Raw genomic sequence first — 24,784 nt, 5'->3', positions numbered from 1 at the left:
ACGGTCAGGGCAAGTTAGGCCGAGCGCAGGGCTGGCCCGCTATCGGGCTGGTCCTCCCGGCGTTGGGCGATCACGCGGTTTCGCCCGGCGCGCTTTGCGGCGTAGAGCGCGGCGTCCGCCTCAGCCAGCACCTCGTCCAGGGTCCGACCATCGGCGGCGCCAAATCCCATGCCGCCGCTGACGCTGCTGCGCAACGGACCACGTTGGGTCGGGACGATTTCGGTGCCGAAAGCGACCCCGATCCTGCTTGCCATATCGTGCGCCTTTTCCGGCGTCATGCGCGATAGGACGAGCGCGAACTCCTCACCGCCGAGCCGAAAGGCATCGACCCCGGCCCTGCCATATTTCTTGATCACCGCCGCGAACCGGCAAAGCACCTGATCGCCGACGGGATGGCCGAAGACATCGTTGGTCGTCTTGAAATGGTCGAGGTCGAACATCGCGATCGCCATGAACGGACCGAAGCTGCGACCGCCGTAAAGCTCGCTGAGCGCCCTGCGGTTCATCAGGCCGGTGAGCGGATCGGTCATCGTCGCGGCCTTGAGCTCGATCTGCGCCTGCAGATGGTGCAACGAAAGCGTCAGCGCGCCGAGGCCGGTCATGCAGGCGACCGCGACGACGGAGTTCAACCGCTCCGCCCAGTTGTCGGGCGCGGCGCCGAGAACCCATTGCCCTTGCACCAGCAGCACCAGGCCGCACAGGCCGAAGGATATCCCGCAGGCGCCGCTGAGAAACGAAACGACGAGCAGTATCCGGCGGTCGTGATCGCCCTTGATCCAGAACATCGTTCCGATCGCGCCGAGCAGCGCCGTCACCGTCGAATAGGTGATCAGAAAGCCGACGCCATCGAAGCCGAAATAGGTGACGAGGGCGCAGGCCGCCATCGCTGCCAGCGCCGGCACGATGGCGCGGCGATAACTGCGGATGCCGAGATACTGCATCGCCGACAAACAGATGACGAGGAACCCCAGGCTGAGCAGGGCAAGCACCATCTGGCAGAGCCACGGGTTGGCGTCCTTGGTATAGCGCCAGAACAGGACGACATGGGCAACGAGTACGAGTATGCCGCAGGCGACCGTAAGCACGAAACGCGCCTGCGGCGCGGTGAGCCAGATCGCGAGCATCGTGACGCTGAGGCATGTGCCCGACAGCGCCGCCGCGAGCAGGAGCGAGCTGAAATCCAACATCTCTGAAGATCTGCCGTTGGGGAGACTCGTTGCTTCCTCAATGTAGGTTGTAGAGGCGTGGCGCAAACCCTTTTCGGCCGGTGTCCGCTGCTCGCTCGACAAAGGGTTTACAAAGCGTCGACATGTCCGCTGAAACTACGGCACGGTTCCGCGGCGGGACGAACCGGAAGCGGATCAGCTCTTGTCGAGCAGCGCCAGGTTTGCGTTGACCACGGTCTGGTCGGCGAGACCGGCCTTGGCTTCTAGCAGCAGCGCCCTTGCCTTCTTCTTGTTGCCGCGCAGGAGCTGCGAATAGCCCATATTGTTGACGATCTGCGGCTTGCGCCCGGCGACCCTCAGCAATTGCGCATAGGCGCGGTCGGCGAAGTCGAAGCGGCCGAGCTCGTCATAGGAGGCGGCAAGCCCCATCCAGGCTTCGGCATTGTCTGCCTTGAGCTCCACCGCTTTGCGGAAATGCTGTTCTGCGAGACCGAAATTCGCCTCCCGGAATTGCGCCTTGCCCTCCGTCAGGTCGGCGGCGCTGACGTCCTTGGCCGTCGCCTGGATCGCGGTGGTCTTGGTCGTGTCGACGCTGCTGTTCGTCGTGCAGCCGGTGATCATTAAGACGGCCGCCAATACCGCCGCTGCCGTGGAAAGTCTGTGACGCATGCCCTGCCCCGTCGCCCGATTTGCCGGGTCGTTCTTCAGCAAGGACCATACAGGAGAGCGATTAAGCTTCGGTGCCGAAATGCGCCTAAATTTCAGTTGCTTGCAAAGAATGCGTTAACCAGCGCCGCCGGCCTCAGTGCGACGTCAGCCTTACGACGATCGGGATGATGGCGACCATCAGCACCACCGGCAGGATGCACACCGTCACCGGCACCGACATCTTGGCCGGCAAGGCATGCGCCTTCTCCTCGGCAAGCGACATGCGCTTGTGGCGCATTTCGTCGGAAAAGACACGCAGCGCTCCCGACAGGCTGGTGCCGAGCTCCTTGGACTGCTGCAGGAGCGTCGCGAAGGAGCGCACCTCGTCGAGGCTGAGGCGATCGGCGAGCGCCTTCAGCGCATCGTCGAGGCTGCGGCCGGCCCTCAGCTCCAGCGACACCAACTGCAGGTTCTGGCTGAGCGACGGATAGGTCCTGGCGAGTTCCTTCGAGACCCGCTCGATGCCGGCCTCCATGCTCATGCCCGCGTCGGAGCAGACGATCATCAGATCCATGAAGTCGGGAAAGCCATTGCGGTATTCGCGCATCTTTTCCCGCACCTTCTGTGTCAGCACCAGGCCGGGCAGGAAATAGCCGGCCGCTCCCGACAGGATGATGAAGGTCCAGCGGCTGGTCACGGTCGATTCGGCGCTGGCCGCCCAATGGTTGACCAGGAACGCCCCAAGGGCCATTCCGACCAGCGCGGCAAAACGGATCAGGAAGAACGTCCCGACGGCGCGCGGCTCCATGTAGCCGGCCTGGATGAGCTTCATGCGCAATCGCGCGACATTCTCCGGATCGCTCTTGGCATAGAATTCCTGCGCCCGCCTCACCGCCTTCTCGCGCACGGCGTTCGCGTTTTTCCTGGGTGCCGGCTCGGGCTGCTCGATCGGCTGCGCCGCCTCGACCTTCAGCCGGCGCTTGACCTCGTTGCGGTCGCCCTGCGCGACGACCAGCGGCCAGGCCACCGCGCCGCCGCCCATCACCAGCAGCAGCACCGCCACCGGCATCAGCGATGTCGGCGCCAGCGAGGCAAGGAAGCGGATGACCTCGTCCATTTCAGAACCTGAAATTCGACATCTTGAACATGATGGCATTGCCGAGCAGGAGCCACAGGATTGAGCCGCCCAGCATGTACCAGGTCTTCGGTATCCCCCACACTTCGTGGTAGAATTGCGGCATCAGCACCATGATGGCGGTGAACAGAAGCACCGGCACGGCGGTCAGGATATAGGCCGACATGCGGCCTTCGGTCGAAATGGCGCGCACCTTACGCCGCAGCTTGCCGCGCTCGCGGATGGTCGAGGACAGCCCGTCGAGGATCTCGCGCAGATTGCCGCCGGAGCTGCTTTGGATCGACACAGCGGTGACGAACAGCGGCAGGTCCTCATGGCCGACGCGGTCGAACAGGTTGTTGAGCGCTGAAACCAGGTCCGAGCCATAGGTCACTTCGTCGGCCACGACGCCGAACTCGGTGCCGATCGGATCGGCCATCTCGCGCGCCACCATCGCGATCGCCACCGGCACCGGGTGGCCGGCCTTGAGGCCGCGCGTGATCAGCTCCAGCGCTTCCGGCAGTTGCATGCCGAAGCGCTTATGCCGGCGCTTGCGCAGAAAACGCATCGCCATAACCGGCAAGACCGGCACCAGCACCAGAAGCACGACCAGCCCGAACAGCAAAGGCAGGCCGTACCAGACGGCCAAAAGCGCCAGAGCGAACGCTATCCCCGACGTGATCGTGAGGAATTTGGGCATCGGCATGATCATGCCGGACTGCGTGCGCAAGGCGCGAAAGCGATCGAAGGAAAGGAGGGGCGTGCCCTCTTCCATGCCGCGCTCCTTGCGCAGCTGGATCAGCACCTGCTCCTGGCTGATCTTGTTCTCCGCCAGCTTCATGCGGCGGTTGATCGCCGTGCGCTTGTCGCTGCGGCCGGCATAGAGCAGGTAGCAGCCTTCGGCGATCATGATGCCGGTGAGCGCCGCCGCGGCGTAGACGGCGTAGATCGGGCTGAATCCCTCGAGCACCGGCTACTCCTGCGGCCGGCCGGGTTCGAAATACTTGCCCGGAAATTCAATGCCCATGTTGCGCAGGTCCTCGAGGAAGCGCGGTCGGATGCCCGTTGCCTCGAAATGGCCGACGATCTTGCCGTCCGCCTCCATGCCGGTGCGCACGAAGCGGAAGATCTCCTGCATCTGGATGACGTCGCCTTCCATGCCCGTCACCTCGGCGACGCTGGTCACCTTGCGCTTGCCGTCGGACAGGCGCGTCAGCTGCACGATGATGTCGATGGCGCTCGCAATCTGGCTGCGGATCGACTGCACCGTCATCGGCATGCCGGTCATGCCGAGCATTTGTTCGAGGCGCGATATTGCGTCGCGCGGCGTGTTGGCGTGGATGGTCGCCATGGACCCTTCATGGCCGGTGTTCATAGCCTGCAGCATGTCGAAGGCTTCCTCGCCACGGCACTCGCCAAGGATGACGCGGTCGGGCCGCATGCGCAGCGCGTTCTTGACCAGATCGCGCTGCTTCAGCTCGCCATGACCCTCGATGTTTGCCGGGCGCGTTTCCATGCGCGCGACATGCGGCTGCTGCAGCTGCAATTCGGCGGCGTCCTCGATGGTGATCAGGCGCTCGTCCTCGGGAATGAAAGCCGACAAGGCATTGAGCATCGTCGTCTTGCCGGTGCCGGTGCCGCCGGAGATCATCGTCGTCTTGCGCGCATGCACGGCCGCCGCCAGCACCTCGGCCATGTTCTGGGTGATGGCGCCGAACTCTACCAGTTTGTGCAGGCCGAGCTTGTTCTTGGAGAATTTGCGGATCGATACCAGCGGCCCGTCGACGCCGACCGGCCTGATCGCGGCGTTGAAACGCGAGCCGTCGAGCATGCGGGCGTCGACCATCGGCTGCGATTCATCGACGCGGCGGCCGACGGCCGCGACGATTTTGTTAATGATCCGAAGCAGATGCGCCTCGTCCTTGAACGGGATATGGACCTGCTGCAGCTTGCCTCGCTTTTCGACGAAACAGTTCTGATGGCCGTTGATCAGAATATCGTTGATCTCCGGATCCTTGAGCAGCGGCTCCAGCGGGCCGAGGCCCACCATCTCGTCGACGATGTCGTCCACCAGCGCATCCAGCTCGGCGGTGTTGATCGCCATTCGCTCCTGACGCGTCTTTTCCGAGACGAACTCATGCACCTGGCGGCGCATTTCGTCCTTGGGCAGCCGCTCCAGCGCGACGAGGTTGATTTCTTCGAGCAGCATGCGGTGGATGCGCACGCGCGCGTCGAGCACCTTGTTGGCGCTCTTTGCGGGTGCTGCTTCCGGCTTCGGCGGCGCCGGCTTGCGGGTCGTCGGAATGACCACGGCGTGATGCGCAACGGGCGCGGGTTCGGGCGCCCGCAGCGGACGAACATCGCGATTCTGCAGGTTGGAGAAGCGGCTGCTCATCCTGCTTTCCTCTTCAAGAGGCCCTTGCCGAGGCCGAACAGCGACTTCGATTTTGCCGTCGTCGCCACCGCCTCCTCGGGCAGGATGATTTTCTTCAGGTCATTCACAACATTGGCGTTCGGATCGATGTCGTGCAGCGGCACGCCGCGGTCGACGGCCTCGCGCACCAGCCGGTAGTTGTTGGAGATGCCGCCGACGAAGTGCTCGCCGAGGATATCCTGGACGTCGGCCTGCTTGATGCCGCTGTCGAACATCTTCTGCTCGAAACGGTTGACGATGACGTTCGGCTTCACTTCCTTGCCGGCCGTCTCGTAGATGGCCTGGATGAGACGCTGCGTGTGGCGCAGGCAAGGCACCGTCATCTCGGCCACGATATAGAGCTTGTTGGAGCCCAGCAGCACCGTCTCGGTCCACGGGAACCAGGTGCGCGGCATGTCGATGACGACATTGTCGAAATAGGCCGAGACGAGGTCGAGCATGCGCACCACCACATCGGTCTTGAACGAGCGCATTTCCGAAGGGCGCGTCGGCGCCGCCAGCACGCAGAGCCCGCTTGCATGCTTGGACAGCATGACGTCCAGCAGCTGCCGGTCGAGACGTTCGGGCTGGTTCTCGATTTCGGTGATGTCGAAGCGCGGTTCGAGGTCGAGATATTCGGCGCAGGCGCCCTGCTGGAAATTGAGGTCGACCACGCAGGTCGAGGCGCCGCGCGTCACCGAATGATGCAGCTGGAAGGCGGTCTGCAGGGCAAGCGTGGTGGTGCCGACACCGCCGGCGGCCGGCATGAAGGTGTAGATTTGCGATTCGGTGTTTTCCTCCCGCCCCGGCCCCTGTAGCGCGCGAATGACGGAACGAACCAGATCGGCGGTGGTGATCGGCTTCACCAGGAAGTCGGCGACCTTGAGCTGCACCAGGATGCGCACCGCCGCCGCATTGAATTCCTGCGTGACGACGACCACCGGGACGCGGCCTTCGATTCGGCGCATGATGCGCTGCAGCGACTCGATCTCTTCGAGCTTGGCCGCGTCCATGTCGACAATGACGGCGCCGAAATCGGTCTCCTGGACCTCGCCGCGCAGTTCGTTGACGCTTTTCTCGACCGTCAAAAGCTCGATGACCTCGGATGCAGCGAAAGCCGTCCGCGTGTCCTGCGAAAACGCCCGGTCGGTCGAAACGAGCAGGATCTTCTTGGTCTTGGTGCCCGATGCCATGGTCGTCAGCTCATCAGTCTGCTGTCGTTGATACCGATGTCGTTGAAGCCGGCGCCGCGCCGCCCTTCGCGCCCGCGGCAGTGGCCGTGGAGCTCGTGCTCGGAGCCGGCACCAGGAGCCTGGTGTTCTGGACGCCGTACTGCCAGGGGTCGACCATCTGCATGGCTGTGTTGGACGCCTGGGCGTTGCCGGCGGCCGGAGACACGCCTTCGGTGCGCACATAGTCGTCGCTGGTGCAGCCGGAGAGCGCGCCGGCGAGCAGCAGAGCGATGCAAGGAGCCAGACGCATGGCTTCAGTCCTTCGGCAGATCGAGGAAATGGCCCGACGTGGTCGCCGCCACCGGACGGGCCCCGCTGCCGTCGGCCAGCGCCAAGGGGCGCTTGGGAGCGGAAGCGTCGACTTCCTCGGTGTTGTTCAGGAAGTAGTCGGCATTGCTTGGCGGCCGCGTTCCGTCGGTGGGCTCGACCATCTTCTTCGACGGGTCAACCGGTTTGACCAGGTAGGGCGTGACGATGATCACCAGATCGGTCTCGCGCCGCTGATAGGATTTCGAGGAGAACAGCGGACCGAGAACCGGCAGCTTGCCGAGCCCCGGCAGGCGCGAGGTTGTGATGTCGTTCTGCGACTGCAAGAGGCCCGCGATCATGAAGCTCTGGCCGTTTTTCAGGTCGACCGACGTCTTGGCGCGACGCACGATGAAGGCAGGAATGGAAATGCCGCTGCTGACTTCAATCGACGCGGAGGGATCGATCGACGAAACTTCGGGCGCGATATCGAGGCTGACCAGTCCACCCTTGAGCACGGTCGGCGTGAAATCAAGACCGACGCCGTATTTCTTATAGCTGACGCTGATCTTGCCGTTGTCCTCGGACACCGGGATCGGGAACTCGCCGCCGGCAAGGAAGCTCGCGGTCTGGCCCGAGCGGGCGATCAGGTTGGGCTCGGCCAGCCGCCGGGCGAGACCGCGCTCTTCCAGCGCCTTGATGGCGATGTCGATCGAAACCCCGTTGGAAAGCAACCGGCCGATGATCTCGCCGGTCCCGGCGGTCGGTACCGTGCCCGGGTCGATGATGACGTCGCGACCGCCGACGCCGAAGGCAAAGTTGGCCCCGTATTTGGCGCCGAGGTCCTGTCCCGCCTGCCGGTTGATCTCGACGAAACGGACATTGAGCTGAACCTGCTGCGAGGACGAGATGTTGACCGAGTTGATCACTTCCTCATTGCCGGAGAAGCGCGACGCGATCTTGCTCGCCTTGTCGGCCGCGACCGCGTCTTCCGCCTCGCCCGAAAGCACCACGCGGCCGTTGGCCGAACCGACCTTGATCTTGGCATCCGGCACGCTGGCGCGGATGGTGTTCGCGAGTTGGTCGGTGTCCAGCGTCACCTCGATGTCGATGGTGCCGACGAGCTGCTTGTTCTGATCGAACAGCGCGATGCCGGTGGTGCCGAGACTGTTGCCCAACACATAAAAGGACTTGTCGGTCAGCGGATTGACGTTGGCGATCTCCGGATCGCCGATGACGATCTGATAGAAGGCCGCGTTCGTCATGATCGTCTTGGGCTTGCCCTTGGCGACTTTGATCGAGGCGTTCTTGGTCGCCGAGACGTATACGACGTCGTTGTTTGCCTGGGCCGGCGCCCCAAAGGCCAGTATTCCGGCGGCTGCCAGAAAGGCGCCCGCCGCCATTGCACGCAGAAGGCGCAGCCCTCTCGTCGTCCGTTCTTTGTTCAACACAGGCATTGTCCCGTTCCCGGCCGGTCCCCACCGGCTATTGTTCTTGTTCCTTGGAAGGAACGACGTCTCCGTCGGCGGGCTTGGAGGGAACCTTGTATTCCTCCACCTTCGTGCCGCGCGACACGATCACCGTCTTGAACTTTGGCTCTTCCGGCTCCTTCGCCACCGCATTGACCAGCGAGGCGGCGCTTGCCTCGGCGCTCGCGGCAACCGAGCCGCCGAAGGACGAGATGGTGGTAAGTCCGTTGCCGCTGGCGCTGGCATCGGCGGCGGACCGCAAAGACAGCGACAAGGAGCCGACGGTGCGGGCGAGCGCCACCTTCTGCGCCCCTTCGTTGGTGACCTCGAGGGTGACGGAATTGGCGACCTGCGGCTCGGTCTTGCGCTCGTCCGCGCCCTGCCCGACCGAAAGCACCTTGGCGTCGGAGACGACGATTTCGGACGTGACTGTCGAGCCAGCTGCCCCTTGCGCGTTCTTGGACACTTCCTGGATTTCGCCGGCATCGCGCGTCAGCACGACGTCGACCCGGTCGCCCGGCGTGATGAAGCCGCCGACGCCGGCGATCTCGTCGGTGCGGATGGTGACGGCCCGCATGCCCGGCGACAGCATGTTGGAGAGTGTGGCGCGGCCGTTCGGTCCCGACAACTTGGCGAGCAGCACCGGCTCGTTGACCTCGATTGGCGACAGCACAACGCGGCTGCCTTCTGCCAGCAGCTTGTCGATTGTCGGGAAGGCGCCTTGCGGGAGAGAATCCTGCGGCCACGGAATTTCGGTGAGTTGCGACCGGTCGAGCTGCATGCCGTAGCGCAGCGGCGCATTCGCCACGACGATGGTCTTGAACTCGACTTTGGGCTCGTGCGGCACCACGATCGATGCCGTCTTCTGCTCGGACTGGGCCCTCGCCTGGCTTTTGACCCAGAAGTCCGCGGCAAAGATCGAGATCGCGCCGAAAACGGCTGCGATGCCGATCATGGTTATGGCCCTGCCCTTCACAACGAAACCCCTGACGCCCCGTGGTCTTTTGTCGTTGAGGCCCACGCTAGGCGTTAATGTTAAAGAATCAGGAATCCAAAGGGGTGGAGCCCGCCCTATTTCCGGCGGCTTGGTTATCGAATGGTTTTGGAATAAGAGACAGTTTGATCCCTGAACGGAACAGGAACTCGTTCGCCCGCCAAAAGCGTGGCAGTATCGAGGAGTGATTCGCAGTACTGGACTTAATGGCTAGCATGGACGACACCAGCGATCTTTTCGGCAACCCGGAAAAGCAGCCCCAGCAAGTACGCGCGCCCTCGCGGCCGGCCGATCCGCTGGTGCAGGCCGCGAAGCGCTCGGCCGCCGCCCGCGACGGCAGCGAGAGCTACAGCGCCGCCGACATCGAGGTGCTTGAGGGGCTGGAGCCGGTGCGCCGTCGCCCAGGCATGTATATCGGCGGCACCGACGACAAGGCGATGCATCACCTCTTCGCCGAGGTCATCGATAATTCGATGGACGAGGCGGTGGCCGGCCACGCGACCTTCATCGACGTCGAGCTTTCGGCGGACGGATTTCTTACCGTCACCGACAATGGCCGCGGCATTCCGATCGATCCGCATCCGAAGTTCAAGAAGCCGGCGCTCGAAGTCATCATGACGACGCTGCATTCGGGCGGCAAGTTCGACTCCAAGGTCTATGAGACCTCCGGCGGTCTGCACGGCGTCGGCGTATCCGTCGTCAACGCGCTGTCCGATCACCTCGAGGTCGAGGTCGCGCGCGGGCGCCAGCTCTATCGCCAGCGCTTCTCGCGCGGCGTTCCGGTGAGCGGGCTGGAGCACCTCGGCGAGGTGCACAACCGCCGCGGCACCAGGACCCGCTTCCATCCCGACGAGCAGATCTTCGGCAAGGGCGCCGCCTTCGAGCCAGCCCGGCTCTACCGCATGACTCGCTCGAAGGCCTATCTGTTCGGCGGCGTCGAGATCCGCTGGACCTGCGATCCCTCGCTCATCAAGGAAAAGGATCAAACCCCGGCCAAAGCCGAGTTCCATTTCCCGGGCGGCCTGAAGGACTACCTCAAGGCCACCCTCGGCGACGAATTCCAGGTCACGCGCGAAGTCTTCGCAGGCAAAAGCGACAAGCAGGGCGGCCACGGCTCGCTGGAGTGGGCGGTGACCTGGTTCGGCGGCGACGGCTTTCTCAACTCCTACTGCAACACGATTCCCACTCCCGATGGCGGCACGCATGAGGCGGGCTTCCGCAACGTGCTGACGCGCGGGCTTCGCGCATATGCCGATCTCATCGGCAACAAGCGCGCCTCGATCGTCACCACCGAGGACGTCATGATCTCGGCCGCCGGCATGCTGTCGGTCTTCATCCGAGAGCCGGAATTCGTTGGCCAGACCAAGGACAGGCTGGCCACCATCGAGGCGATGCGCATCGTCGAAACCGCCATCCGCGACCCGTTCGACCACTGGCTGGCCGACAACCCGCAGGAAGCCTCGAAGCTTCTCGAATGGGTGATCGCGCGCGCCGATGAGCGTGTGCGCCGGCGTCAGGAAAAGGAAGTCTCGCGCAAGAGCGCCGTACGCAAGCTGCGCCTGCCGGGCAAGCTCGCCGACTGTACCCAGAATGCCGCGGCCGGCGCCGAGATCTTCATCGTCGAGGGCGACTCGGCCGGAGGCTCGGCCAAGCAGGCGCGCGACCGCGCCAGCCAGGCGGTGCTGCCGCTGCGCGGCAAGATCCTCAACGTCGCCAGCGCCGGCAACGACAAGCTTGCCGCCAACCAGCAGATTTCCGACCTGGTTCAGGCGCTCGGCTGCGGCACGCGCTCGAAATATCGCGACGAGGACCTGCGCTACGACCGCGTGATCATCATGACCGACGCCGACGTTGACGGCGCGCATATCGCTTCGCTTTTGATCACCTTCTTCTTCCAGGAGATGCCTAACCTGATCCGAGGTGGCCATCTCTATATGGCCGTGCCGCCGCTCTATTCGATCCGTCAGGGCGGTAAGGTGGCCTATGCACGTGACGACGCGCACAAGGACGAATTGCTGCGCACCGAATTCACCGGGCGCGGCAAGGTCGAGATCGGCCGCTTCAAGGGCCTTGGCGAGATGATGGCCTCGCAGCTCAAGGAAACCACGATGGACCCGAGGAAGCGCACGCTTCTCAGGGTCGACGTGATCGATGCCGAGCAGGCGACCAAGGACGCCGTCGACGCGCTGATGGGCACCAAGCCCGAGGCCCGCTTCCGCTTCATCCAGGAACGTGCCGAATTCGCCGAGGCCGACGTGCTGGATATCTGAACGCGGACTGGTCCATAACAGGCTCCGGGACGGAGACTTGCATGTGACCTGGACGCGGCTGAAGGATCTAGCCGGGACACCGTTAAGTGAGCTGACCCAGCCGACGCGCTCGGACTGGATCTTCGCCCTGCGCACGGTTTCTGCCGGGCTGATCGCGCTGCTTGCCGCTTACGCCTTAAAGCTCGATCATCCGCAGTGGGCGATGATGACCGTGTTCATCGTCGCGCAGCCGGTCGCCGGCATGGTGCTGGCGAAAGGCTTCTACCGCCTGCTCGGTACGCTGGCCGGCGGCCTGGCGGCGATCGGCATCACATCGCTGCTCGGCACCAATCCCTGGCTCTTGGTGACGGTGCTGGCACTATGGATCGGCGTCAGCACCCTCGTTTCCTCGCTGCTGCGCAATCCGGAAGCCTATGGCGCCGCCCTTGCCGGCTATACAGCGATGATCATCAGCCTGCCGGCATTCGGGCAGGCGCATCTCGTCGTCGATCTCGCTGTCGCGCGCTGCGCCGAAATTGTGCTCGGCATCGTCTGCGCCGGCGTCACCAGCCGGCTGATCCTGCCGAAGCTCGCGGCGGACGCCATCATCTCCAGGCTGAAACGCAGCATTCTCGATCTCGCCGACTACGCCACAGGCGCCTTTTCCGACGGCGATCCGGCCGGTCTTGCCGCTCTCCAGCGCAAGCTGATCACCGATGCCCAGACACTTGCCGAAATGCGCGCCTATGCGCGCCTCGAAGCGCCGAGCTTCGCGACCCGCGCCCATCCGGTCCGGCGCACGATCGGACAGCTCCTGTGGGCGCTCTCGGCGGCCCGCGCGCTGCATACCCATGCCGCGCCGGAGAATGCGACGCTCATCCCTGTTCGCAGCGAGTTGAAGGCAATCGTTGGGGAACTCGCTACGACGCGCGACGCGTTGGACGACACCGGCCCATGGGTGGCCCGCCTCGAGGCAATCGCGATCAGGGCAAGAGAAACGGCGCCGGTGGCCACCGATCCCGGTGAAGACAAGGTCGGCACCATCACCCGCCTCACCATTGCCGCCGATTTCGCGGAGGCGCTGAAGCAGGTGATGCGCGGCTTGGATGCGCTTCGCTCGCCGGTTTCCCGAACGTCTCGTGAGCGGCAGCAGCCGGCCCTGGTCGTGCACCGCGACTATCATGCGGCCTGGCGCAATGCGGTGCGCGCCGCGCTCGCCACGCTTCTGGTGGCCGCCTTCTGGCTGACCACCAAATGGTCGGAGGCGGCGGGCACCGTCATTCTCGTCGCCGTCGTCTCCAGCCTGTTCGCGGCACGTCCCGATCCGGTCCAGTCGGCCTGGGGCTTCTTCACCGGAACGCTCCTCGCTTTGCCTTTCGCTTTCCTCGTCGGCCAGATCGCAATGCCGGCGCTGCCCGGCTTCGGCTGGTTCACCCTCTTTGTCGTGCCGATCCTGGTGCCGGCAGCGCTCGGCATGGCCAATCCGCGGCATGTCGGCGTGGCCACCGCCTTCGCCATCAATTTCCTGGCTTTCCTCAGCCCGCACCAGATGATGACCTATGATCCCGGCCCGTTCTTCGCCGGATCGGCATCGATCCTGGTCGGCATCCTGATCGCCATCGGCGTCTTCATCGTCGTTCTGCCGGCCAATCCCTGGGCCACTGTTGAGCGCATCTCGAAGGCGATGCGCGAGGACTTGGCGCGCCTTTGCCTGCATGAGCGCGTCCCCAGGCGTTCGGCCTTCGAAAGCCTGGCCTATGACCGGATCAACCAGTTGATGCCGCAACTGCAGCAGACCGGGAGGAAAGGCGACCCTATTCTTGGCGGCAGCATTGCCGCCGTGACCGTCGGCCTCGAAGTGCTCCGGCTGCGCCAGGCGCAACTGAACTCCACCGTGCCACGCGAGACGGTCGAGTCGATCGGCAACTTCCTGCGCGGCCTGGCGCGGGAATTGCTGTTCAGGAGGCATGGCGAGCCGCAGACCTCGACCATCGCCGTGGCGCGGGAATATGCGGCGAGCATCGCCGGTCGCAGCGACCGGCCGGAAATGCTTCAGGTCGCGGCCTCACTGCGCATCATCGCTGCCGCGATGCAGGATTATCCGGATTTTTTCGCGAAGGGGCACCCTTAGACGGGCCGGGCCGGGATACGTGAGCATCGAGCAGGAAGCCGCCAGGCCGGCCACACCTGGCACCGACGTGCGCTAGGCGGCGGCAATTGCCAGCGCATGCCCGCGCGCGTTCTCGCGCAGCGCGTCGAGATGGATCGACTTCACCAGTCCGGCGAGATCGCCCTCGGCCGATTGCCCGCCGAGTTCCTTCAGCATCAGCCAGCTCACCTCCTGCACGCCGGCGACACGCTTGCCGTTGGCGACCTCGCGCCAGATCTTCAGCGCGCGAAGGATGATGCCGTGCGTGGCGGCGGCGAGGCCTGCGCTGCGGAACAGCGCCTGCAACGCAACGTCGTGCCCGCCGGCCAGCAACGCCCTCACCCGCTGCTCGGATTGCTGGGCAAGCGCCACCAGCGCCGAGCCGAAGAAGTCGACCTTGCCATGCGCGACGGTGCGGATGATGAAGCTCGCGGTGAGATCGCCGCGCAGTCTGAGATGCTCGATCAGCGCCGCGTGCTCCTCGGCGCGCGTGCCCTCGATCAGGGTCACCGAGGCCTTCACGCAGGCGTCGCGCATCACGCGGTCCGCTCGTGCCGCCCCCATCAGCGCCAGCACCAGCGGCGATCCCTTCAGCGTCTCGCCGAGCTTGACCAGAAGCATGTGCCGGCAGTCGGCGGGAAGCCGCGCGTCGGCGATCAGCGCCTCACGGACCAGCGGCAGGTGGCCGTGCCGTTCGGCCATGCGGCGGAAGCTCAGCGATGCAATATCGGCGCCGCTGTTGGCGATCAGCGTGGCGCAGGCTTCCGGCTCGCCGATCTCGGCGATGGCTGCCGCCAGCGACATCGAGACGACGGGACGGTTGGCTATCAGCTTTTGGGTGGCCTTCTGGCCGCAGGCGACGCGGTCGATGAGATCGGCATCGGTAAGCAAAGGCGAACGCGCCAGCACCAGCGCCGCCACTTCCGGCTGGTCGGAAGCGAGTGCTGCGATCACCTGCGGCGGGGCGTGATGGCTCATCGACAGCGCTTCGGCGAGCGCCTGCCGGACCTTGGCGGAAACGTCGTCGAGCAGCAGCGTGAGCGCCGCCTCGGCGGCGCAGCGATCCTCGAACGGCAGGTCGGAATTGATGTAGGCGCGGGCCAGCGCGCTCGCGGCGGCGGCGCGCTCGGAAACCTTTGCCTTATCGATCCACTTTAGAAAATGCGAAACAACCATGCCGATCAGCTACGCCCTTGCCGAAACGTTTCGGCCCCGTTGGGAACGGTAAGCTGGAAATGGTTTACGAACGGTTCACCATGTTTCTTAACCGGCTTGATGGCTTTGCAACCAACGCCTATCAAACAGGAATAGCGGAGGAGATCGACCATGGCCGGGCTTTATCTGGAGGAGTTCGTCGTCGGCCGCGTCTTCCGGCACACGCTGCGCAAGACCGTCACCGAAAGCGACAACATGCTGTTCTCGGTGATGACGCTGAACCCGCAGCCGCTCCACATCGACTTCGACTTCGCCGCGAAGAGCGAATGGGGCAAGCCCTTGGTCAATTCGCTGTTCACGCTCGGCCTGATGATCGGCATCTCGGTGAACGATATCACCGTCGGCACCACTGTCGCCAATCTCGGCATGAAGGAGACCGTCTTCCCGCACCCGGTTTTCCACGGCGACACCATTCGCGTCGAGACGACGGTCGTTTCGGTGCGCGAGTCCAGGTCGAAGCCCGATCGCGGCATCGTCGAATTCGAGCACCGCGCCTATAATCAGAACGATGTTCTTGTCGCCAAATGCACGAGGCAGGCGATGATGATGAAGAAGGCGTCCTGATGCGCTCGCTGCTCTTCGTGCCGGGCGATTCCGAGCGCAAGCTGGAAAAGGGCTTTGGCGCCGGCGCCGACGTGGTCATCGTCGACCTTGAGGATTCGGTCGCCGCCGGCAACAAGGCGGCCGCCCGCAAAGTCGCGGCGAACTTCATCGCCGGCCACCGACGGCAGACCAACTCCGCCATCTACGTACGCGTCAACGATCTGTCGACCGTCCTGACCGACGATGATCTTGCGGCGCTCGTCCCGGTGAAACCCGACGGCATCATGCTGCCGAAGTCGAACAGCGGACAGGATGTCCAGCAGCTCGCGGCCAAGCTTCGGGTGCACGAAGCCGAATGCGGCTTGCCGGATGGCGGCATAAAGATCCTGCCGATCATCACCGAAACCGCGTCCGGCCTGCTGGCTGCCGCGAGCTACGCCGGAGCAAGCAGCCGGCTTGCCGGACTTACCTGGGGCGCGGAAGATCTGTCGGCCGCAATCGGCGCGCGTTCGACGCGCGACGAGAGCGGCCGCTACACCGACGTCTTCCGCCTGGCGCGCGCGATGACCATCCTGGCGGCCGGAGCGGCGGAAATCGCCGCGATCGATACCGTCTTTCCGGATTTCCGCGACATGGCCGGTTTCGAAGCCGAATGCAGAGAGGCCGAGCGCGACGGCTTTACCGGCAAGATGGCGATCCATCCGGCGCAGGTGCCGGTCATCAACACCGCCTTCACGCCGTCGCCGGAAGCGGTCGAACGATCGCGGGCGATCGTCGACGCCTTCGCGGCGGCGGGAAATCCGGGCGTCGTCGGCATCGACGGCAAGATGTATGATCGGCCGCACCTACGGCTTGCGGAGCGGCTGCTGGCACGCGCGAGAGCGGCGGGACTTTCAGCCTGAACCGCCAATTGCCAGACCATGGGGATCAGTTTGTATCGGACGTGAGCCGTGTAGCCCTTTCGGTTAATCCTTGCTCCAGCGCGGCCGCCGCATCGAGAAAATCTCGTTGACGCTGGCATAGTCCATATAGCCGAGCCGGGCGACATTGCCGGCCCTGACGATGTCGAACAGGCCGTCCCTGAGATAAGCATCGTCGATGTGGACCCCGACGACCTCGCCGGCGACGACGATGGCGCTGGTCTCGGCGCCGTCCAGTGCCCGCGGCCGAAATATCTCGGTCACCTTGCATTCGAGGGCGGCGGGCGCTTCGGCCACGCGCGGCGGCGCGACGAGGCGCGACGGCGCCATGGCGAGATCGGCATAGGCGAACTCGCTGATGCCGCGCGGTGCATCGACGGCCGTGCGGTTCATTTTCTCGGCAAGCTCGCGGCTCACGAGATTGGCGACGAATTCGCCGGTTTCTTCAGCGAAGGTGGCGCTGTCCTTCGCGCCTTCGGATGAGAACCAGACGATGAAAGGACGCGTCGAACAGGCGTTGAAGAAGGAATAGGGCGCCAGGTTGATCTCACCGGCCCTGTTCAATGTCGAGATCCATCCAATGGGGCGGGGTGCAACGATCGCCTTCGACGGATCGTGCGGCAGGCCGTGCCCCTTGGATGGCTCGTAGAACATGTCAGCCGGCCCACGGCCCGGCGTAATCGGCATAGAGCTTCGCCGGATCGGGTCGGGGCCGCTCCGGCGCCGGTCCCTGGTACGAGCCGATATGGACGAAGCCGATGACGCGCTCCTGCGGCGACAGCCCGAGAATCGCCCTGCCCTCCGCAACGTCGGAATACCAGTTGCTGATCATGTTGGTGCCATAGCCCAGCGCATTGGCCGCGATCATCAGATTCATAGCCGCCATTCCGCCCGACAGGAACATCTCCCATTGCGGGATCTTTGGGTTCTCCCGCGGCACGGAGACGACGCCGATCACCAGCGGGGCGCGCGAGAAGCGCGCCAGTTCCTGGTTGCGGCGCCCCTCCGGCAACGGTCCTTCGCGCTGCTCGGCAAGCGCCGCGAGCTTCTTGCCGATCTCGACCCGCGCATCGCCGCGGTAGACGATAAACCGCCAGGGCTCGAGGCGGCCATGGTCTGGCACCCGCGACGCCGCGGCGATCATCGTGGCGATTTCCGCATCGCTCGGCGCCGGCTCCTTGAGGTCGGGAATCGGCGCTGAATTGCGGGTCAGCAGGAAGTCGATGATCGGCGACGCCATGGGCGCAAGTCTCCTAGCATTCAATTTTGAGCTGAAGCGCGCCATCGGGAGGTCGGGCGGCTCGGGCAATGGCGCAATTATACGGCGGATAAAGAGCCCTGGCGGAGGGCGGCAGGCTCTTGAGCCTTGAAATTGCCACCGCCTTGGGCTTCAACGCAAGGCATGTTTGAGGGGACTCTGCGCCTTTTCGTGATCGGGCTCATCGCCGCGTTGCTTGCGGTGCCGGTTTCGTTCGCGCTGGCCCAGAACGCCAACGATGTCGGCAATATCAAGTTGCCGGGCATTTCGAGCTATGCGACGCCGAAGAGCGAGCGGTCGCTGGCGCTCGGCAGCGGCGGAGCGATCACCCTTTCTGCGCAACTGACCGACAAGGGCGCCGACATCACCCGCGGCATCGTCTGGCGCGTCTTCAAGCCGGAACCGGCCAGCGACGGCAAGCTGCCGATGGTGGCGTCCGCGCATGGCGGCACGGCGGTGTTCCAGCTCGACCCCGGCAGCTACCTGGTCCACGCCTCTTACGGACGGGCCGGCGCCACCAAGCGCATCACCGTCGGCAAGGACGCAAAGCGCGAAAGCCTCGTTCTCGATGCCGGCGGCTTGAAACTCGACGCGGTGACGTCCGGCGGCGCGCACATCGCGCCAAAGAAGCTCCGCTTCGCGATCTATGAGGGCCAGGCCGAGGCCAATGGCGACCGCGCGCTGATCGCCCCCGATGTCGAGCCGAACACGGTGGTGCGGCTGAATGCAGGCACCTACCATGTCGTCTCCACCTATGGCGCAGTCAACGCCGTGATCCGCTCCGATATCCGCGTCGAGGCCGGCAAGCTGACCGAGGCCACCGTCGAGCACCGCGCGGCTGAGATGACGATGAAGCTGGTGCGCGAGCCCGGCGGCGAAGCCATTGCCGACACCTCCTGGTCGCTGCTCAATGAATCCGGCGATCCGATCAAGGAAGCCGTCGGCGCCTTCGCCTCGATGGTGCTGGCCGAAGGACAATACACCATCATCGCCAAGAACCGCGACCGCATCTACCAGAAGGATTTCACCGTCGTGGCCGGCCAGAACCAGGAAATCGAGGTCGTGGCCAACGAATCGTCCGCAATCGATCCCGAGGAGGGCGCGGACTAAGCTGCTCAGGCGGCTTTGCGCATCCGCTTGCTTAGAAACGGTACGCGTCCGCGCCGCGCAGCCGCCGGAGCGAGATCGAAAACCGCTTGGTAGAGCTGGTCGAGCAGCGCCTTGCGGTCGCGCAACGGTTCGAGCTCGCTCCACTTCAGCACATCGCCGATGCGCACCTCGATCGCCTTGCCGGACAGCCGGGCGAATTCGCGGATGAGCAGGGAGGTGCGCAGCGTCAGCGACGCCTTGCCGACGAATTTCGCCACGCGGTTGTCGCGCTCGGCCATGTTCATCGGCCCACTGACGAGATGGAACAGACGGCCGTTCTGGCCGGAGAAATGCAAAGGGATGACCGAGGCCTTGGCCTCCTGGATGAGCTTGGCCGGAAACATCTTCCACGGCAGGTCGATCGCCCGGCCGAACCCCTTCGGCGCCGTGGCGACGCCGCCGGCCGGAAAAACGACGATGGTGACGCCTTCCTTCAACAGCCGCACCGCCTCGTGGCGCACGGCCATGTTGTTCTTCAGCGCTTCCTTGGTCTCGGAAAAATCGATCGGCAGCGAATAGGCTTCCATCTCGCGGATCCTGAGCAGGTCCTTGTGGATCATGACCCGGAACGGACGGCCGAGCTGCTCGGCGAGCGACAGCACTGCAATGCCGTCGCCGATGCCGAAGGGATGGTTGGCGACGATCACCAGCGGACTAGCCGGCACATTTGCCGGCGGCCAACGGCCGGCGTGGTGCACCCTGACGTCGATCAAGTCCAGCATGCGGCTGAACACACGGTTGCCCGTTGGAGCGACCTGGCGCCGCCACAAGTCGTAGAGCACGGCAAAGCGGTCGCGGCCCGACAGGCCTTCGACGGAATGGATGAACCACCGCGTCAGCGCCGGCTGGTGCCGGTTGGCGTAGGAGAGCTCGGGAAACGGCCTTTCCCGCGGTTTCAGCTTGAGCATGGCGGCTCGGTTACAAGGTTGGCGTGACAGGCGTGTGAAGATGGCGGTGGACTATGTGCCACCGCCATTCGAGAAGCGATTGGAGATTAACGATTTTAGGCCGCGCGGCGCTTGCGGTCCGGAGAGACGGCCTCGTCCGCCAGCAATTTCACGGCGTCGCCGAGCTTCAGCGATTCCTGGTCGCGGGAGCCGAGACGGCGGACATTGACGGTTTCCTCTTCCGCCTCCCGCTTGCCGCAAACGAGAATGACCGGAACCTTGGCCAGGCTGTGCTCGCGCACCTTGTAGTTGATCTTCTCGTTGCGCAGATCGGTTTCGGCGAGCAGCCCCGCAGCCTTCAGCCGCTCGACCACCTTCATTGCATACTCATCCGCGTCTGAGGTGATCGTCGCCACCACCACCTGCAGCGGCGCGAACCACAGCGGGAAATGGCCGGAATAGTTCTCGATCAGGATGCCGAGGAAGCGTTCCATCGAGCCGCACACCGCGCGATGCACCATGACCGGCTGCTTCTTCTCCGAATCCGAGCCGATATAGAAGGCGCCGAAGCGTTCCGGCAGGTTGAAGTCGACCTGCGTGGTGCCGCACTGCCATTCGCGGCCGATGGCGTCCTTCAGCACATATTCGAACTTCGGCCCGTAGAAGGCGCCCTCGCCCGGATTGACCGAGGTCTTGATGCGATTGCCGGAGCGCGTGCGGATCGTCTCCAGCACATTACTCATGATCGCCTCGGCATGGTCCCAGGCCTCGTCGGTGCCGACGCGCTTGTCGGGCCGCGTCGACAGCTTCACCGCGACCTCGTCGAAGCCGAAATCGGCATAGGTCGACAAGATCAGATCGTTGATGCGCAGGCATTCCGCGGCGAGCTGCTCCTCGGTGCAGAAGATATGCGCATCGTCCTGGGTGAAGCCGCGCACACGCATCAGCCCATGCAGCGCGCCCGACGGTTCGTAGCGGTGCACATTGCCGAACTCCGCAAGCTTTACGGGCAGTTCACGGTAAGACTTCAACCCATGCTTGAAGATCTGCACATGGCCGGGGCAGTTCATCGGCTTCAGCGCGAAGACGCGGTCGTCGTCGGTGTCGTCACCGGCAACCGTCACCTTGAACATCGCGTCGCGATACCAGCCCCAGTGGCCGGACGTCTCCCACAGGCTCTTGTCCAGCACCTGCGGCGCGTTGACTTCCTGGTAGCCGTGCTCGTCGAGGCGGCGGCGCATGTAGTTGACCAGGTTCTGGAACATCTTCCAGCCCTTGGCGTGCCAGAAGACGACGCCCGGTCCCTCCTCCTGAAAATGGAACAAATCCATCTCGCGGCCGAGCTTGCGATGATCGCGCTTCTCGGCTTCCTCCAGCAGCATCTGGTATGCCTCGAGCTGCGCCTGGTCGGCAAAGGCGGTACCGTAGATGCGCGTCAGCATCGGGTTGTTGGAATCGCCGCGCCAATAGGCGCCCGCCACCTTCATCAACTTGAAGGCGTTGCCGATCTGCCCGGTCGAAGCCATGTGCGGACCGCGGCAGAGATCGAACCAGTCGCCCTGCGCGTAGATCTTGATATCCTGATCCTCGGGGATAGCGTCGATCAGCTCGACCTTGTAGCGCTCGCCCTTGTCGGCAAAGACCTTCTTCGCCTTCTCGCGCGACCACACTTCCTTGGTGAACGGCCTGTTGCGGGCGATGATCTCGCGCATCTTCTTCTCGATCACCGGGAAATCGTCCGGGGTGAACGGCTCGTTGCGCGCGAAGTCGTAATAGAACCCGTTCTCGATCACCGGCCCAATGGTCACCTGCGTTCCCGGCCAAAGCTCCTGCACGGCCTCGGCCAGCACGTGCGCCGCGTCGTGGCGGATGAGTTCCAGCGCGCGCGGATCCTCGCGGGTGATGATCTCGACCTTGCCGGACCTGCCGAGCGGATCGGAAAGATCGCGGACGGTGCCGTCGAGGCTATAGGCAACAGCCTTTTTCGCCAGCGATTTGGAGATCGATTCGGCAAGGGCGGCGCCGGTCACGGCCGCGTCGTACTCGCGGACGGAACCATCGGGAAATGTCAGGGACACGGAATTCAGCATCAGAGTTGTCCTATCCAGTCCCGCAAACGAGCGCGGGTGGTGAATGCATGTCGCAGGAAGTGTGCTGGAGCATGCAGGGTTGGCCGGAGGCGCCAATCACTTGGACGCTGGCGGGCGGCAGTCTTTTATGAGGAGTTTCCGCCGCCGTAAAGCCGCAAGCCGTTCTATTTGATGAGCCCGGGAAGATCGTTCAGGAAGCCGCCCGCGTCGCGAGCCCCTTCGGCAAGATCGAAGCCGGGCTGACGCGCTCGTCGCGGAAGCCATCCTGGCAAAGCGTCGAGCCGCTCGCCGAGTCCTCGATCAAAGTGCAGTGGATGTCTTTGAGCGGCGCCGATTGCGCCCGCATCGGCAGGCCGAGCATCCAGGCCAGCAGGAACAGAATGATGGCAATGAAGAACGGATAGCGGTCCATCTGGCGCATCGAAGCTCACTCCGGAAAAGGGATTACGCGGAGCGGCTTAGCGAGGCGTCTTGTCTCGATTTTGTCTCAAATTGGCAGTGTTTGTGCAGGCTGACGTTAACCCTACCGGATCGTAAACACGGGCTGCGAAACGCTGCCGCAGTCAGCCATCTGCGTCATCGCGCTTCCTGCCGATTTGCCAATAGCGCCACGGCATGAACCAGACATAGCGCGGCGCAAGCGTCTCCGGCACGCGGTCGATGCCATGCGTCCCGAACGGCCCGCAACGCGAGACCCGGAACAGCGCCAGCCAGCCCCCGGTCCACAATCCATGGCGGGCGATTGCCTCATGCGCGTATTCGGAACAGGTCGGCAGATGCCGGCAGCTATTGCCGACGAAGCCGGAAAGCGTCAACTGGTAGAGGCGCACGAGCGACGTGCCGAGGACGCGGCCCGGCGTCTTGCGCCAGGGTCCCTGCCAGTTTCGCCCATGCCGGACCGGCCGGACACCATGGATATGTCCTGGATGGTCTCCCATCCGCACTTCTCCGCAGCCAGCTTCCTTGTGCGTTAGATGTGGGCTTCGAGCCGGGAACGCAACGACCTTTTATCGGTCATCGCCAGGAAGGCCGGACGGGACGCCGGTCGGTCCACTCGACATGGCGCCGGGATACCAAGCGAGTTCGCCATGACCAGGCAAGCAGCCCAGGAGATCGCCCTCAAGCAGCCTGGCCGGCGCGCTTCTTCTCGATCTGGCCGATCGCGTCGACCACCGCGTCGAAGGTCAGCATGGTCGAGGCGTGACGTGCCTTGTAGTCGCGCACCGGCTCCAGATATTTCAGATCGGCGAACCGGCCCTCCGGCGGCGCGCCGTTTTCCTTGAGCATCTTCAGCATGGTCTCGCGCACCGCGCGCAGCTCACCGGCGTTCGCGCCGATGACATGCCGGGCCATGATCGAGGAGGATGCCTGACCAAGCGCGCAGGCCTTCACGTCATGAGCGAAATCGGTCACCACGTCGCCATCCATTTTGAGGTCGACGGTGACGGTCGAGCCGCACAGTTTGGAGTGCGCTCTGGCGGTCGCATCGGGGTGGTCGAGCCGGCCGATCTTGGCGATGTTTCCGGCGAAGCTCAGGATTTTCGCATTGTAGATGTCGTCGATCATTTTTTTCCAATCCGTCGCCGCCAAGCGAACAGGCTTTGCCGCTGTTGCGTCTTCCTTTCGCTGTGCACGACCATATATAATGATGGCAGCCGGGCATCGACAAGGCTAACTCAAGCCATTGTCATTGCTCATCTGTTCACGCCGCTTACGGGCTGGAAACCGGGCGAGTTTCACCCGAAAGGTCGTGGTCCGTTCAACTCGTCCCACCTCTGAGTGGGACTACGGGAGACGCCTTTATGGATGCCGTCATCAAGAAACTCATGCCCCCTTCCTCCTATATGGAGAAGCCTGTCACCGATCGCCCAAGCGAGGCCGAGGTCGAGGCCGCCGTGCGCACGCTTTTGCGCTGGACCGGCGACAACCCTGATCGCGAGGGCCTTGTCGACACGCCGAAGCGCGTCACCAAGGCTTTTCGCGAGATGTTCAACGGCTATGACATGTGCCCGGCCGAGGAGCTTGGCCGCACTTTCGAGGAAGTGGCCGGCTATGACGATCTCGTCATCGTCAGGGACATCAAGTTCCACTCCCATTGCGAGCACCACATGGTGCCGATCATCGGCAAGGCGCATGTCGGCTACCTGCCGGACGGCAAGGTCGTGGGTCTGTCCAAGATCGCGCGCGTCGTCGACATCTTCGCCCATCGCCTGCAGACGCAGGAAGCAATGACGGCGCAGATCGCAGGCGTCATCCAGGACGTGCTCAACCCGCGCGGCGTCGCCGTCATGATCGAGGCCGAGCATATGTGCATGGCCATGCGCGGCATCCGCAAGCAGGACTCGACCACGCTCACCTCGACCTTCACCGGCGTCTTCAAGGACACGCCCGAGGAACAGGTGCGCTTCGTCACCATGGTGCGTGCCTGATCGCCGGCTGCTGCCGGCCTTCAGACCGTGGTCCCGAAAAGCGGGACCCGGTTTTCGGATAAGATCATGTCCAACAAAAAGACGAACCGGCAATGTCGGCACTGCAATTTCCCAAAGCCCCGGCAGACAAGAAGGCGCTCGAGGAAGGCACCGTCCTTTCTCCGCGCTTCGATGCTGCCGGCCTCGTGACCGTCGTCGTCACCGACGCCGGCGACGGCATGCTTTTGATGGTCGCGCATATGAATGCCGAGGCGCTGGCGCTGACGCTCGAAACCGGCATCGCCCACTATTGGTCGCGTTCCCGCAACGCGCTGTGGAAAAAGGGCGAAACCTCGGGCAACGTCCAGCGCGTCCTTGAGATGCGCACGGATTGTGACCAGGACGCCATTTGGTTGAGCGTCAAAGTATTGGGCCAGGACGCAACTTGTCACACCGGTAGGCGTTCCTGCTTTTATCGGACGGTGGGGCTCAGCGACGGCAAGGCGGTGCTTGCCGACGATGGCAGCAAGCCGCTGTTCGATGCGCAAGAAACGTATCGGAAGCCGGCGTGAACCATTCGATATTCACAAACCACTCATATTCACTATTCTCAAACATCCTTGTGATAGAAGGG

The 24,784-nt window shown here is 64.0% G+C and carries 23 protein-coding genes and 1 pseudogene; 7 read left to right on the top strand and 17 right to left on the bottom strand.

Annotated elements, in window-relative coordinates; all coding sequences use genetic code 11:
- Positions 1–14: 14 nt before the first annotated feature.
- From CK215_RS01630 to cpaB, 9 genes are all read right to left on the bottom strand, one after another.
- A complete protein-coding gene (locus tag CK215_RS01630; protein WP_095829899.1) occupies positions 15–1,187 on the bottom strand; it encodes a GGDEF domain-containing protein in 1,173 nt (390 codons plus the stop codon).
- 174 nt (positions 1,188–1,361) lie between these two features.
- Positions 1,362–1,835: a hypothetical protein gene (locus tag CK215_RS01625; protein WP_095830157.1), complete on the bottom strand. Its 474-nt coding sequence runs from the start codon at positions 1,833–1,835 to the stop codon at positions 1,362–1,364.
- Between the two features lie 133 nt (positions 1,836–1,968).
- Positions 1,969–2,931 (bottom strand): type II secretion system F family protein, encoded by a 963-nt coding sequence (locus CK215_RS01620; protein ID WP_095829898.1) that lies wholly within the window; start codon positions 2,929–2,931, stop codon positions 1,969–1,971.
- A 1-nt stretch (position 2,932) separates the two neighbouring features.
- Positions 2,933–3,898, bottom strand: coding sequence for a type II secretion system F family protein (locus tag CK215_RS01615; RefSeq protein WP_067000195.1), 966 nt, complete (start codon positions 3,896–3,898; stop codon positions 2,933–2,935).
- A gap of 3 nt (positions 3,899–3,901) precedes the next feature.
- A complete protein-coding gene (locus CK215_RS01610) occupies positions 3,902–5,323 on the bottom strand; it encodes a CpaF family protein (protein WP_095829897.1) in 1,422 nt (473 codons plus the stop codon).
- Positions 5,320–6,534, bottom strand: coding sequence for a response regulator/pilus assembly protein (locus tag CK215_RS01605; protein ID WP_095780697.1), 1,215 nt, complete (start codon positions 6,532–6,534; stop codon positions 5,320–5,322). The genes CK215_RS01610 and CK215_RS01605 overlap by 4 nt, the downstream gene beginning before the upstream one ends.
- A gap of 13 nt (positions 6,535–6,547) precedes the next feature.
- On the bottom strand, positions 6,548–6,823 hold the full coding sequence (locus tag CK215_RS01600; RefSeq protein WP_095829896.1) for a hypothetical protein: 276 nt from the start codon (positions 6,821–6,823) through the stop codon (positions 6,548–6,550).
- Between the two features lie 4 nt (positions 6,824–6,827).
- Entirely contained in the window at positions 6,828–8,222 is a 1,395-nt protein-coding gene (locus tag CK215_RS01595; RefSeq protein WP_245418594.1) for a type II and III secretion system protein family protein, read from the bottom strand.
- A gap of 82 nt (positions 8,223–8,304) precedes the next feature.
- Positions 8,305–9,243 carry a Flp pilus assembly protein CpaB gene (gene cpaB / locus CK215_RS01590; protein ID WP_095829894.1) on the bottom strand — a complete coding sequence of 313 codons (939 nt, stop codon included), beginning with the start codon at positions 9,241–9,243 and terminating at the stop codon, positions 8,305–8,307.
- A 254-nt stretch (positions 9,244–9,497) separates the two neighbouring features.
- Here cpaB and parE point away from each other — a divergent pair, with 254 nt between their 5' ends.
- Both parE and CK215_RS01580 read left to right on the top strand, forming a co-directional pair.
- The gene (gene parE, locus CK215_RS01585) at positions 9,498–11,552 is read left to right on the top strand and encodes a DNA topoisomerase IV subunit B (RefSeq protein ID WP_095829893.1); all 2,055 of its coding nucleotides are present in this window, start codon (positions 9,498–9,500) and stop codon (positions 11,550–11,552) included.
- A 43-nt stretch (positions 11,553–11,595) separates the two neighbouring features.
- Positions 11,596–13,662: an FUSC family protein gene (locus tag CK215_RS01580; protein WP_095829333.1), complete on the top strand. Its 2,067-nt coding sequence runs from the start codon at positions 11,596–11,598 to the stop codon at positions 13,660–13,662.
- A gap of 72 nt (positions 13,663–13,734) precedes the next feature.
- On the opposite strand, the gene CK215_RS01575 is transcribed toward CK215_RS01580, so the two are convergent.
- A complete protein-coding gene (locus CK215_RS01575; protein WP_095829892.1) occupies positions 13,735–14,856 on the bottom strand; it encodes a DUF2336 domain-containing protein in 1,122 nt (373 codons plus the stop codon).
- A gap of 150 nt (positions 14,857–15,006) precedes the next feature.
- Between CK215_RS01575 and CK215_RS01570 the strand changes: the two genes are divergently transcribed.
- Positions 15,007–15,459: a MaoC family dehydratase gene (locus tag CK215_RS01570; RefSeq protein ID WP_067000165.1), complete on the top strand. Its 453-nt coding sequence runs from the start codon at positions 15,007–15,009 to the stop codon at positions 15,457–15,459.
- Entirely contained in the window at positions 15,459–16,340 is an 882-nt protein-coding gene (locus CK215_RS01565; protein ID WP_095830156.1) for a CoA ester lyase, read from the top strand. The genes CK215_RS01570 and CK215_RS01565 overlap by 1 nt, the downstream gene beginning before the upstream one ends.
- A 63-nt stretch (positions 16,341–16,403) precedes the next feature.
- On the opposite strand, the gene CK215_RS01560 is transcribed toward CK215_RS01565, so the two are convergent.
- Both CK215_RS01560 and CK215_RS01555 read right to left on the bottom strand, forming a co-directional pair.
- Positions 16,404–17,012, bottom strand: a complete 609-nt coding sequence (locus CK215_RS01560) for a flavin reductase family protein (protein WP_095829891.1) — start codon at positions 17,010–17,012, stop codon at positions 16,404–16,406.
- A gap of 1 nt (position 17,013) precedes the next feature.
- Positions 17,014–17,598 carry a nitroreductase gene (locus CK215_RS01555; RefSeq protein ID WP_067000159.1) on the bottom strand — a complete coding sequence of 195 codons (585 nt, stop codon included), beginning with the start codon at positions 17,596–17,598 and terminating at the stop codon, positions 17,014–17,016.
- Positions 17,599–17,760: 162 nt separating this feature from the next.
- Between CK215_RS01555 and CK215_RS01550 the strand changes: the two genes are divergently transcribed.
- A complete protein-coding gene (locus tag CK215_RS01550; protein WP_067000157.1) occupies positions 17,761–18,726 on the top strand; it encodes a hypothetical protein in 966 nt (321 codons plus the stop codon).
- 5 nt (positions 18,727–18,731) lie between these two features.
- Here CK215_RS01550 and CK215_RS01545 read toward each other — a convergent pair whose 3' ends face one another.
- The 5 genes and pseudogenes from CK215_RS01545 to CK215_RS01525 all read right to left on the bottom strand — a co-directional run bounded on the left by CK215_RS01545 (position 18,732) and on the right by CK215_RS01525 (position 23,308).
- A complete protein-coding gene (locus tag CK215_RS01545; RefSeq protein WP_095829890.1) occupies positions 18,732–19,673 on the bottom strand; it encodes a lysophospholipid acyltransferase family protein in 942 nt (313 codons plus the stop codon).
- A 95-nt stretch (positions 19,674–19,768) separates the two neighbouring features.
- Positions 19,769–21,742, bottom strand: coding sequence for a threonine--tRNA ligase (gene thrS / locus CK215_RS01540; protein ID WP_095829889.1), 1,974 nt, complete (start codon positions 21,740–21,742; stop codon positions 19,769–19,771).
- Positions 21,743–21,971: 229 nt separating this feature from the next.
- Positions 21,972–22,163, bottom strand: a pseudogene (locus tag CK215_RS01535) (class D beta-lactamase); the annotation flags it as partial.
- A gap of 142 nt (positions 22,164–22,305) precedes the next feature.
- On the bottom strand, positions 22,306–22,680 hold the full coding sequence (gene yidD / locus CK215_RS01530) for a membrane protein insertion efficiency factor YidD (protein WP_095802165.1): 375 nt from the start codon (positions 22,678–22,680) through the stop codon (positions 22,306–22,308).
- A gap of 181 nt (positions 22,681–22,861) precedes the next feature.
- Positions 22,862–23,308 (bottom strand): iron-sulfur cluster assembly scaffold protein, encoded by a 447-nt coding sequence (locus CK215_RS01525; protein ID WP_095780708.1) that lies wholly within the window; start codon positions 23,306–23,308, stop codon positions 22,862–22,864.
- A 236-nt stretch (positions 23,309–23,544) separates the two neighbouring features.
- On the opposite strand from CK215_RS01525, the gene folE reads away from it, so the two are divergent.
- Together folE and hisI are read left to right on the top strand one after the other, a co-directional pair.
- The gene (gene folE, locus CK215_RS01520) at positions 23,545–24,171 is read left to right on the top strand and encodes a GTP cyclohydrolase I FolE (protein WP_067328045.1); all 627 of its coding nucleotides are present in this window, start codon (positions 23,545–23,547) and stop codon (positions 24,169–24,171) included.
- Between the two features lie 92 nt (positions 24,172–24,263).
- Positions 24,264–24,722 (top strand): phosphoribosyl-AMP cyclohydrolase, encoded by a 459-nt coding sequence (gene hisI / locus CK215_RS01515; RefSeq protein ID WP_067000908.1) that lies wholly within the window; start codon positions 24,264–24,266, stop codon positions 24,720–24,722.
- Positions 24,723–24,784 lie beyond the last annotated feature (62 nt).

Source organism: Mesorhizobium sp. WSM3864 (genome assembly GCF_002294955.1).
Lineage (GTDB): Bacteria > Pseudomonadota > Alphaproteobacteria > Rhizobiales > Rhizobiaceae > Mesorhizobium.
This window is presented reverse-complemented; position numbering and strand designations above follow the sequence as displayed.

Excerpts from the sequence above, each read along its gene's own strand:
- CK215_RS01630 (WP_095829899.1), bottom strand. The coding sequence starts at position 1,187 with ATGTTGGATTTCAGCTCGCTCCTGCTCGCGGCGGCGCTGTCGGGCACA.
- CK215_RS01625 (WP_095830157.1), bottom strand. The coding sequence starts at position 1,835 with ATGCGTCACAGACTTTCCACGGCAGCGGCGGTATTGGCGGCCGTCTTA.
- CK215_RS01620 (WP_095829898.1), bottom strand. The coding sequence starts at position 2,931 with ATGGACGAGGTCATCCGCTTCCTTGCCTCGCTGGCGCCGACATCGCTG.
- CK215_RS01610 (WP_095829897.1), bottom strand. The coding sequence starts at position 5,323 with ATGAGCAGCCGCTTCTCCAACCTGCAGAATCGCGATGTTCGTCCGCTG.
- CK215_RS01605 (WP_095780697.1), bottom strand. The coding sequence starts at position 6,534 with ATGGCATCGGGCACCAAGACCAAGAAGATCCTGCTCGTTTCGACCGAC.
- CK215_RS01600 (WP_095829896.1), bottom strand. The coding sequence starts at position 6,823 with ATGCGTCTGGCTCCTTGCATCGCTCTGCTGCTCGCCGGCGCGCTCTCC.
- CK215_RS01595 (WP_245418594.1), bottom strand. The coding sequence starts at position 8,222 with ATGGCGGCGGGCGCCTTTCTGGCAGCCGCCGGAATACTGGCCTTTGGG.
- cpaB (WP_095829894.1), bottom strand. The coding sequence starts at position 9,243 with ATGATCGGCATCGCAGCCGTTTTCGGCGCGATCTCGATCTTTGCCGCG.
- parE (WP_095829893.1), top strand. The coding sequence starts at position 9,498 with ATGGACGACACCAGCGATCTTTTCGGCAACCCGGAAAAGCAGCCCCAG.
- CK215_RS01575 (WP_095829892.1), bottom strand. The coding sequence starts at position 14,856 with ATGGTTGTTTCGCATTTTCTAAAGTGGATCGATAAGGCAAAGGTTTCC.
- CK215_RS01570 (WP_067000165.1), top strand. The coding sequence starts at position 15,007 with ATGGCCGGGCTTTATCTGGAGGAGTTCGTCGTCGGCCGCGTCTTCCGG.
- CK215_RS01565 (WP_095830156.1), top strand. The coding sequence starts at position 15,459 with ATGCGCTCGCTGCTCTTCGTGCCGGGCGATTCCGAGCGCAAGCTGGAA.
- CK215_RS01560 (WP_095829891.1), bottom strand. The coding sequence starts at position 17,012 with ATGTTCTACGAGCCATCCAAGGGGCACGGCCTGCCGCACGATCCGTCG.
- CK215_RS01555 (WP_067000159.1), bottom strand. The coding sequence starts at position 17,598 with ATGGCGTCGCCGATCATCGACTTCCTGCTGACCCGCAATTCAGCGCCG.
- CK215_RS01550 (WP_067000157.1), top strand. The coding sequence starts at position 17,761 with ATGTTTGAGGGGACTCTGCGCCTTTTCGTGATCGGGCTCATCGCCGCG.
- CK215_RS01545 (WP_095829890.1), bottom strand. The coding sequence starts at position 19,673 with ATGCTCAAGCTGAAACCGCGGGAAAGGCCGTTTCCCGAGCTCTCCTAC.
- thrS (WP_095829889.1), bottom strand. The coding sequence starts at position 21,742 with ATGCTGAATTCCGTGTCCCTGACATTTCCCGATGGTTCCGTCCGCGAG.
- yidD (WP_095802165.1), bottom strand. The coding sequence starts at position 22,680 with ATGGGAGACCATCCAGGACATATCCATGGTGTCCGGCCGGTCCGGCAT.
- CK215_RS01525 (WP_095780708.1), bottom strand. The coding sequence starts at position 23,308 with ATGATCGACGACATCTACAATGCGAAAATCCTGAGCTTCGCCGGAAAC.
- folE (WP_067328045.1), top strand. The coding sequence starts at position 23,545 with ATGGATGCCGTCATCAAGAAACTCATGCCCCCTTCCTCCTATATGGAG.
- hisI (WP_067000908.1), top strand. The coding sequence starts at position 24,264 with ATGTCGGCACTGCAATTTCCCAAAGCCCCGGCAGACAAGAAGGCGCTC.